This is a genomic window from Variovorax sp. P4_D9 (genome assembly GCF_056401695.1).
In genome coordinates this window covers 1-9,046 of sequence record NZ_JBFUIU010000358.1, presented here as the reverse complement: position 1 = coordinate 9,046, position 9,046 = coordinate 1, and the positions used below count along the sequence as shown (strand labels likewise).

The window sequence follows — 9,046 nt, the reverse complement described above, 5'->3', positions numbered from 1 at the left end:
GCGGTGAGCATGCCGCGCGCGTCCGACAGCGTGACCCGGCGCCGCGACCTGGCCAGCGCCCATTCGCTGAACGAAGCGAAGCAGCCGGGCCGGCAGGGCGGCAGTGCCGAGACGCTGCGTGGCGAACTCGCCGCCATCGTCGATTGGCTGGCGGTCGATAAGCCGGCCCACAAGCGCTACCAGCCGCGTGCGGGCCTGACCTTCTGCAACATCTACAGCCATGACTACTGCCACCTCGCAGGCGTCTACCTGCCGCGTGTCTGGTGGACCACGCCGGCCATACTTTCGCTCGCGGGCGGGACGCAGGTGACGCCGCTGATCGGCAATACGATCACCGAGATGCGCGCCAACGACCTGTTCCGCTGGCTGCGCGACTTCGGTCAGGGCTTCGGCTGGCGGCGCAGCGCCACCTTGGCCGAATTGCAGCAGGCGGCCAACCAGGGCGCCGTCGGTCTGATCGTTGCGCGGCGGAAGGAGGACGGCCGCTCGGGCCACATCGTGGTCGTGGTGCCGGAGACCGGCACCGGGAGCGCACGCCGCAATGCAGCGGGCGACGTCGTCGCGCCGCTGCAGAGCCAGGCCGGTGCGCGCAATTTCAGCCGCGGCACCGGCAAGGCCGGCTGGTGGAATGGCGAGGAATTCGCCGAGAGCGCGTTCTGGATCCACCYCTGAAGTGCCAAAACGGGGTGTCTGCACCGGCCTGTGAAATGGCCGACGGGCAGAATGCACCATGAAAGCACCCCCCCGACTGCAATCGCTGATCGATGAAGGACTGATCGACAGCGTGGTACGCCAACTCATGAGCGGCAAGGAAGCGATGGTCTACGCGGTGCGCTGCGGCGACGACACGCGCTGCGCGAAGATCTACAAGGAGGCCACTCAGCGCAGCTTTCGCCAGGCCGTCGACTACACGGAAAACCGCAAGGTCAAGAACACGCGCCTGCAGCGCGCGATGGCCAAGGGCACCAAGTTCGGACGACAGGCCACCGAGGCCGCCTGGCAAAGCGCCGAGGTCGATGCCCTCTATCGGCTGGCGGCCGCGGGCGTCCGCGTGCCGGTGCCCTACAACTTCTGCGACGGCGTGCTGCTGATGGAACTGGTCACCGACGGCCAAGGCGACGCCGCGCCGCGCCTCAACGACGTGCTGTTCACGCCCGAGGATGCGCGGCGGCACCATGCGACGCTGCTGGTCGAAGTGGTCCGCATGCTCTGTGCCGGCGTGGTGCATGGCGATCTTTCGGAGTTCAACGTGCTGCTCGGCGCCGATGGCCCGGTGGTCATCGACTTGCCGCAAGCGGTCGACGCCGCGGGCAACAACCATGCGCGCCGGATGTTGCTGCGCGATGTGGCGAATCTCGGCGCCTTCTTCGGGCAGTTCGCGCCCGAGCTACTTTCGATGCGCTACGGCGAAGAGATCTGGAGACTCTACGAGCATGGCGAACTGCATCCGGCTTCGGTGCTGACGGGCAGCTTCACACGCGCGACCGGGCCGGTGGACCTCGGCGGCGTGTTGCGCGAGGTCGACGATGCGCGGGCGGAAGAGGCTGCCCGCCTCGTGCGCATGGCTGCACGATGAACCGGCGGCCGCCGGCCCCTGATCGCGCGGCAGTTGCCGTCGCGCTCAGGGCGCCGGGATGACGGCCGCGATGCGCTCGGCCATGAAGTCGTAGAACGGGTTCGAGGACAGCCGCGTCAGCGAATCCAGGCTGACGATCAGGCCGCCGCGCTCGCCGCGCACGGCGAGGGCGCCGAGGTTGACGCCGAAGTCGTCGCTGTCGTCGGGCCGGATGCCGTAGAGCGGGTCGGTGATCGGGAAGGGCAGGGCCAGGTGCGAGAGCGAGAAGACCTCGAGCGGGAATTCGAGTCCGATCGGCCGCGTCTGGACCGAGGTCGCTCCGGCCTCGGTCACCTGCTCGACGACCTCCCGACTGTGGATGTCGGCATTGGTGACCAGCGTCGTGCGGAAGCGCCGTGGGGGCGGCGACAGCACCCTGTCGGGCCGCAGGTCGCTGCCGGAGCGCAACAGCGGTCCGAACTTGACGCTGCGGTTGAGATCGAACAGCACCAGTTCGCTGCCGTTGGCCGGCAGCCGCGCATAGAGGCCGGTGACAATGGCACGGGTGCTGACCGTGAAGTCGATCAGCGACTGGAAGGTGAGGATCGGCGGCAGCTGGTCGAGCCGGCCGCCGCGCTCCTCGCGCGCCACATGGGCCTGCAGGTCGCGCGTCAGCAGCGAGGACTGGCGGGCGCCGTTGATCGGGAACGAGTTGTACTTGAAGGGATTGAACTCGGGCACGATGCCGAGCCACGCTGCCTTGGCGAAAGCCGGGAAGAACGCCGGCCAGCCGAACACCCCTGCGAAGCGCGACAGCTCGGTGATGCCGATCATCGGTGCGATCAGGATCAATCGGTCGGGCCGCGCGAGCTTCGGGTCGTCGATGGAGTCGAGCGCGTACTTGGTCGCCAAGGCACCGCCGTTGGAGAAGCCGACGACGTGCAGCGGCAGCGGCGCCGGCACGAGGCGGCGGGCTTCGCGCACCGCCAGTTGGGTCGCGGCGGACCAGTCTTCCCACTGGACGTGGGTCAGCCCGGCGGGCACGGTGCCGTGGCCCGGCATCCGGATCGCCACGACCGCGAAGCCGCGGTCGCGGTACAGCGTGGCCACGTGGCGCAGGCTGTAGGGGGAATCGGTCAGGCCGTGCAGCAGCACCACCGCGCCCTTCGGCGGACCTTGCGGATCGAGGATGTAGGAGCGGTTCCAGTCCTGGCGGAAGTGGCCCGGATAGATCGGGCTGCCGTCGAAATAGCGGTTCGAGGGGGTCTTCAGCTCGGGCGGCAGCTTCTCGGTGACCTGCTGCCGGACCTCCTCGAAGGCCGCGTTCTCGGCTGCCAGCCAGGTCGRCCAGTCGGCCTTCCCGATCTCGTCGCCGGACAGTTCGTGCGGCACGTGCGTGTGCCAGGGTTCGAGCGGGGGACCGCGCTGGACGTCGTAGGTGCGCACCGCGAGCAGGGTGACGAAAACGATGCCCAGCAGCAGCACCGTGCGCTTCAGCATCCTGGTCAGCCAGGGTCCCATTCCGATCCTTTTCCGTTCTTGTTCGAGCACGCGAGCCCGGGAATCTTGCCGCCGTGCAATCTATCACGGGGCTCCGGAGGGATCCCGAGTTGTGCTGCCTCGATGCCCAGGATGGCCGTGTCAGACACGGGACGCCCCGATGCCAGGCTATGCGGGCTGGGTCGGCCGGGGCTCGACCTCCTTCGCGATCGTCTTGCCGGCGGCCTTTTCGGCGAGCTTGAGGTCATAGGTCGCCTGCAGGTTGAGCCAGGTCTGCGCATGGCCCCCAAAGTAGCGAGACAGGCGGAGTGCGGTATCCGCGGAGACCCCACGCCGCTCCAGCACGATGTCGTTGATGCGCGTCGCCGGCACGTGCAAGGCCTTGGCCAGAGCATTGACGCTCATCGCGAGCGGCTTCAGATAGTCTTCCCGAAGAATCTCGCCAGGGTGTACTGGCCTCATGCCATTCTTGAGCATGATTGCCCCTTCAAGGTATAGGTCGCGAGGGTCAGTGGGGGTCGCAGATCTCGACGTCGATTGGCACCAGTCGTTCTAAACGTTTATCGATAAACGTTCAAGACGGGCCCGTGCCGCAGTCAGCCGGCGCCGCCCGCAAGCCGTCCCAACGTCGCCACGGCCTGCTCGGTGCGGGTGTCCCACCCGGATGGCCGTAGTTGAGTCGAAGGCAGTTCGTGAAGCCGCGCTGGGCCGAGAAGATCGGCCCCGGCGCCACGCTGATGCCTTGCGCGAGCGCCTGCCGGTGCAGCTCCAGGGCATCGACGCCCTTGGGCATCTCGACCCACAGGAAGTAGCCGCCGGCCGGCCGCGTGGCGCGGGTGCCGGGCGGGAAGTGCTCGCCGATCGCCTGCGCCAGCCGGGTCTGCTGTTCTGCCAGCGTGCGCCTGAGCTTGCGCAGGTGCYTGTCGAAGCCGCCCTTCTCGAGATAGGTCGCGAGCCCGTTCTGGGTCGGCGCCGAGGCGCCCAGCGTGGTGGTCAGCTTGGCCCGCGCCACCGCGCGCGTGAAGCGCCCGGGCGCGGCCCAGCCGATGCGGTAGCCCGGTGCCAGGCACTTGGAGAACGAAGCGCAATGCATCACCAGCCCCTGGGTGTCGAAGGCCTTGGCCGGCAGCGGCCGCTTGTCGTCGAAATAGAGTTCGCCATAGACGTCGTCCTCGATCAGCGGCAGCGCGTGGCGGGCCAGCAGCTCGACCAGCGCCTTCTTCTTCGCCTCGGTCATCATGCTGCCGAGCGGGTTCTGGAAGTTGGTCATCAACCAGCAGGCCTTGGGCCGATGGCGCTCGATCGCGCGTTCCAGGGCATCGGGCGCCATGCCTTCGCGCGGATGCGTCGGCACCTCGATCGCCTCCAGGCCGAGCCGCTCCAGCGCCTGCAGCGCGGCGTAGAAGGTGGGCGATTCGATCAGCACGGCATCGCCGGGCCGCGTGACGCTGGCGAGGCACAGGTTCAGCGCCTCGAGCGCACCATTGGTGATGACGATCTCGTCGGTGTGGACCTGGATGCCATCGGCCAGGTAGCGCAGCGCGATCTGCCGTCGCAGGCGCGCGTTGCCCGGCGACAGGTCGTCCACGGTGCTCCAGGGGTCGAGGTTCTGCACGCTCGAGGCCATGATGCGGCCGAGGCGGTCGAGTGGGAACAGCAGCGGGCTCGGAAAGGCCGAGCCCAGCGGCACCACATCGCGCACCATGGTCGACTCGAGGATCTCGCCACATGCTGTCTGACGTCGAGCGGCACGGCATCGTCCTCGGGTTGCGAGGCGGCCTCGAGCTCGGGCGGGAGCTGCCGTGCGCCCTCGGCGACGTAGTAGCCGGAGCGTTCGCGGGCCCGGATCAGGCCCTGGGCCTCGAGCAGGTAATAGGCCTGGAACACGGTCGACGGACTGATTCCGCGGCTGGCGCGGGCCTGGCGAACGGAGGGCAGCCGGTCTATCGGACGCAGCACGCCGGAGCGGATGGATTCGGCGAGCTCGGAGGCCAGGGCTTCATAGCGTGTCATGAGCCGGTGATTGTCCGGTACCGCATGGGGCCGCATACTGCCGCATGCCGCAGATCGGAAAACCGCCTGGAGACGACAACCTGATCCGCCATGGCTGCGAGGCGGCCGACTGCCCGCCGGCCTCCAGGCCCTGGGTGCTCGCCGCGGCCATCGTCGGTTCGAGCATGGCCTTCATCGACGGCACCGTGGTGAACGTCGCGCTGCCGGCGATCCAGGCAGACCTGCATGCGAGCGCGTTCCAGGCGCAATGGGTGGTCGAGTCCTACGCGCTGTTCCTGGCTGCGCTGCTACTGGTCGGTGGCTCGCTCGGCGACCACTTCGGCCGCCGCAGGATCTTCGCGGTCGGGGTGGCGCTGTTCGCAGGGGCCTCGGCGGGCTGTGCGCTGGCAGGCACGGTCCAGCAACTGATCGCGGCGCGTGCGATGCAGGGCATCGGAGGCGCCTTGCTGGTGCCCGGCAGCCTGGCGCTCATCAGCGCCTCCTATCCCGAGAAAGAGCGCGGCCGGGCGATCGGCACCTGGTCGGGCGCGAGCGGCATCACGGCCGCGGTCGGACCGGTGCTGGGCGGCTTCCTGGTCGATCGCTACTCGTGGATCTGGGCCTTCCTGGTCAACCTGCCGATGGCCGCCGTGGTGCTGTGGATCGTCTGGCGCCACGTGCCCGAGAGTCGCGGCGGCGCGGCAGCCGGCGAGCGGCTCGATCTCCGCGGTGCCGCGCTCGCCACGGTCGCGCTCGGCGGCATCGTCTATGCGTTCATCGAGTCGCCGACCCAGGGCTGGGATGCGGCCGCCGTGCGGGCCGCGTTGCTCGCGGGCCTGGCGGCCAGCGTGGCCTTCATCGCCGTCGAGCGTCGGGTGCGTTCGCCGATGCTGCCCCTGTCGCTGCTGCGGATCGGCAATTTCGGCGGCGCCAACCTGCTCACGCTGCTGCTCTATGCGGCGCTCGGGGGCGGCCTCTACTTCTTTCCGCTCAACCTGATCCAGGTTCAGGGCTACTCGGCCACTGTGGCCGGTGCGGCGCTGCTGCCGTTCATCCTGATCATGTTCGCGCTGTCGGCCTGGGCCGGGCAACTGGTCGACCGCTTCGGTCCGCGCCTGCCGCTGGTGGTCGGGCCCGGCATCGCGGCGCTGGGCTTCGCGCTGTTCGCGCTGCCGGGCGTCGGCGCCAGCTACTGGACCTCCTTCTTCCCGGCCGTGGTGGTGCTCGGCTTTGGCATGACGGTGACCGTCGCGCCGCTCACCACCACCGTGATGAACGCCGTCGGCCCGGATCTCGCGGGCATCGCCTCGGGCGTCAACAACGCGGTCTCGCGCGCCGCCGCGGTGCTTGCGATCGCGGTCTTCGGCCTCGTCATGGCGTGGGCCTTCGACGCCCGCCTGGGCGCCGGCCTGCGCGACATCGGCGCCTCGCCCGAGACCGTGGCCTTCATGCAGGCCCAGCGCAGCCAGTTGGCCGGCGCAGCGCTGCCGCCGGGCGCCGATGCCAGCGCCGCCGCGGTGCTCCGGCAGACGGTCCATGCCGCCTTCGTGTCCGGCTTCCGCTGGGTGATGGGCCTGTGCGCAGCCCTCGCGCTGCTGAGTGCGCTGAGCGCCTGGCTGCTCATCGGCCACGTCGAGGGCCGACGATAGCCATAGGTCGCATGGCCGATAGGCAATGCCTGGAGCCCCCTACACACTGCGCTCTCGAAAGGCCCGTTCACCCAAGCTCTGGCCGCAGGAGGAATGGCAATGAACCAGGGTATCCGCCGCGGCGCTCGATGGTTGCCGCTGCTCGTCGGCGTGCTGCTCGCGGCGTGCTCGCAGGGCCCCCAGCCCGGTGAGGTGCAGGACGAGGCAAAAGTCGCCGGCCGCGACGCGGCTTCGTTCCCGCACGCCGGCGAGGACTACTTCCACGACATGGACAATGGCGTCGCGCTGAGTCCCGAGGAAATCAAGGGCCGCAACATGTGGCTGGTCTGGAGCGGCGGCAACGACCGCTTCTGGACCCAGATGACCGACTACACCTTCGGTGCGTTCGACCTGCTGAAGGTGATCAGCTCGCACCCCAGCCTGGGCTACTCGCGGGCCAATCGCTGGCAGTACTTCGGCCTCGTCAACGAGCCCTGCTTCGGCAACGCCACCGGGCCCGACAAGGAGCGCCGCGGCCTCTGGCTCGATGTCCGCAGCAAGGACTGCCCGGCCGATCCGTTCGAGAACGAGAGCAAGTACCCAGGGGTCGCGGTCGGCTCGCGCGGCAAGCCGCTGGGCGACGGCACGACGCAGCCGGTGGGCTCCTTCTACGGCTGGGGCACCGGCATCGCGGGCCTGCGCCTGTTTCCGAACCCGGCCTTTGACGAGAAGGCGGCCAAGGCCTGGGACGCCGAGAAGTACTACACCAATCCGAGCTACTACAACCGCAAGGACCTGGTGCGCCCCTACCGGGTTGGCATGTCCTGCGGCTTCTGCCACGTCGGCCCCAGCCCGGTGAAGCCGCCGGCCGATCCGAACAATCCGAAGTTCGAGAACCTGAGCTCGTCGGTGGGTGCGCAGTACATGTGGGTCGACCGGCTCTTCATCTTCAACGCCAACAAGGCCGAGGGCCGCAGCAACTACATGTACCAGTTGGCCCACACCTACCGGCCGGGTGCGATGGACACCTCGCTGGTCTCGACCGACAGCATCAACAACCCGCGCACCATGAACGCGGTCTACGACTTTACGGCGCGGATGGAGATGGCGCGGCGCATCGGCCGCGAGAAATTGGCGGGCGGCGAGCTCGACAACAAGCAGTTCAACGACTTCATCGCCAGCGGGCCGCTGACCGAGTTCTTCTCGAAGGCCGATTCGGTAGTCTATACGCCGCACGTGCTCAAGGACGGCGCCGATTCGGTCGGGCTGCTCGGTGCCCTGAACCGGGTCTATCTCAACATCGGCCTGTTCAGCGAGGAGTGGCTGCTGCATTTCAATCCGGTGATCGGCGGCAAGACCATCACGCCGATCAAGATCGCCTCGGCGCAGAAGAACTCGAGCTACTGGCAGGCCACCGAAGCCGGAACACCGAACACCGCGCTGTTCTTCCTCAAGGCGGCGCAGCCCGACCGCCTCAGGGACGCACCCGGCGGCGACAAGTACCTGGGCGCGGACGCCGCCACGCTGGAGCGCGGCAAGCAGGCTTTCGCCGACACCTGCGCGCGCTGTCATTCGAGCAAGGCGCCGCCGCTGCCGGCCGCACTCGAACTCACGCCGGCGCGCTGCGCCGGGCCGGGCTATGTCGACTGCTTCAAGCGCTACTGGGGCTGGACCCAGACCGACGACTACAAGATGCAGATGCGAAAGATCGTGCAGGCGCCGGACTTCCTCAAGAGCAACTACCTGTCGACCGAGGCGCGGATCCCGGTCACGCTGCTGCGCACCAACGCCTGCAGCCCGCTGGCGACCAATGCGCTGGAGGGCAACATCTGGGACAACTTCTCTTCGCAGACCTACAAGAACCTGCCGTCAGTTGGCACTGTGACCCTGAGCGATCCCTTCACCGGCGAGCCCAAGCCCTATTTGATGCCGGCCAGCGGGCGCGGCTATACGCGCGTGCCGTCACTGATCAGCGTCTGGTCGACAGCGCCTTTCCTGCTCAACAACACCGTCGGCGATGCCAATGGCGACCCGTCAGTCGACGGTCGCATGAAGGTCTTCGACCAGTCGATCGAGCAGATGCTGTGGCCCGAAAAGCGCAAGCCCGACGCGGTGCTGGGCGCCAAGGTCGGCGGCAGCATCGACCGCACCACCGAACGAAGTGTCGTCACCATCCCGACCGGCTATGCGCCCGAGGCGCTGCAGCCGTTGCAAGGTGCCTTGCACCGCTGGCTGCCATGGCTGGTGCAGAAGGACGGCGACATCGTGCTCGGCCCGATCCCCGAAGGCGTGCCGGTGAACCTGCTGGCCAATCTCAAGCTGCGCGCCGAAAGCAATGACCTGGGCGACAAGGCCTCGCATGTGAAGGACG

5 protein-coding genes and 2 pseudogenes are annotated in these 9,046 nt (G+C 68.3%); 4 read left to right on the top strand and 3 right to left on the bottom strand.

Annotated features, from left to right (window positions below; genetic code table 11):
• Together AC1DY5_RS30750 and AC1DY5_RS30745 are read left to right on the top strand one after the other, a co-directional pair.
• Positions 1–672 (top strand): annotated as a pseudogene (locus tag AC1DY5_RS30750) (hypothetical protein); the annotation flags it as partial.
• A 58-nt stretch (positions 673–730) separates the two neighbouring features.
• A complete protein-coding gene (locus tag AC1DY5_RS30745) occupies positions 731–1,576 on the top strand; it encodes a PA4780 family RIO1-like protein kinase (protein WP_478117627.1) in 846 nt (281 codons plus the stop codon).
• 45 nt (positions 1,577–1,621) lie between these two features.
• Here AC1DY5_RS30745 and AC1DY5_RS30740 read toward each other — a convergent pair whose 3' ends face one another.
• From AC1DY5_RS30740 to AC1DY5_RS30730, 3 genes and pseudogenes are all read right to left on the bottom strand, one after another.
• A complete protein-coding gene (locus AC1DY5_RS30740; RefSeq protein WP_478117625.1) occupies positions 1,622–3,076 on the bottom strand; it encodes an alpha/beta hydrolase in 1,455 nt (484 codons plus the stop codon).
• A gap of 147 nt (positions 3,077–3,223) precedes the next feature.
• A complete protein-coding gene (locus AC1DY5_RS30735) occupies positions 3,224–3,532 on the bottom strand; it encodes a HigA family addiction module antitoxin (protein ID WP_478117623.1) in 309 nt (102 codons plus the stop codon).
• Positions 3,533–3,651: 119 nt separating this feature from the next.
• Positions 3,652–5,068, bottom strand: a pseudogene (locus AC1DY5_RS30730) (aminotransferase-like domain-containing protein).
• A gap of 44 nt (positions 5,069–5,112) precedes the next feature.
• Here AC1DY5_RS30730 and AC1DY5_RS30725 point away from each other — a divergent pair.
• Both AC1DY5_RS30725 and AC1DY5_RS30720 read left to right on the top strand, forming a co-directional pair.
• On the top strand, positions 5,113–6,696 hold the full coding sequence (locus tag AC1DY5_RS30725; protein ID WP_478117621.1) for an MFS transporter: 1,584 nt from the start codon (positions 5,113–5,115) through the stop codon (positions 6,694–6,696).
• Between the two features lie 99 nt (positions 6,697–6,795).
• The coding region (locus AC1DY5_RS30720) for a hypothetical protein (RefSeq protein WP_478117619.1) at positions 6,796–9,046 on the top strand (2,251 nt) is incomplete at its 3' end.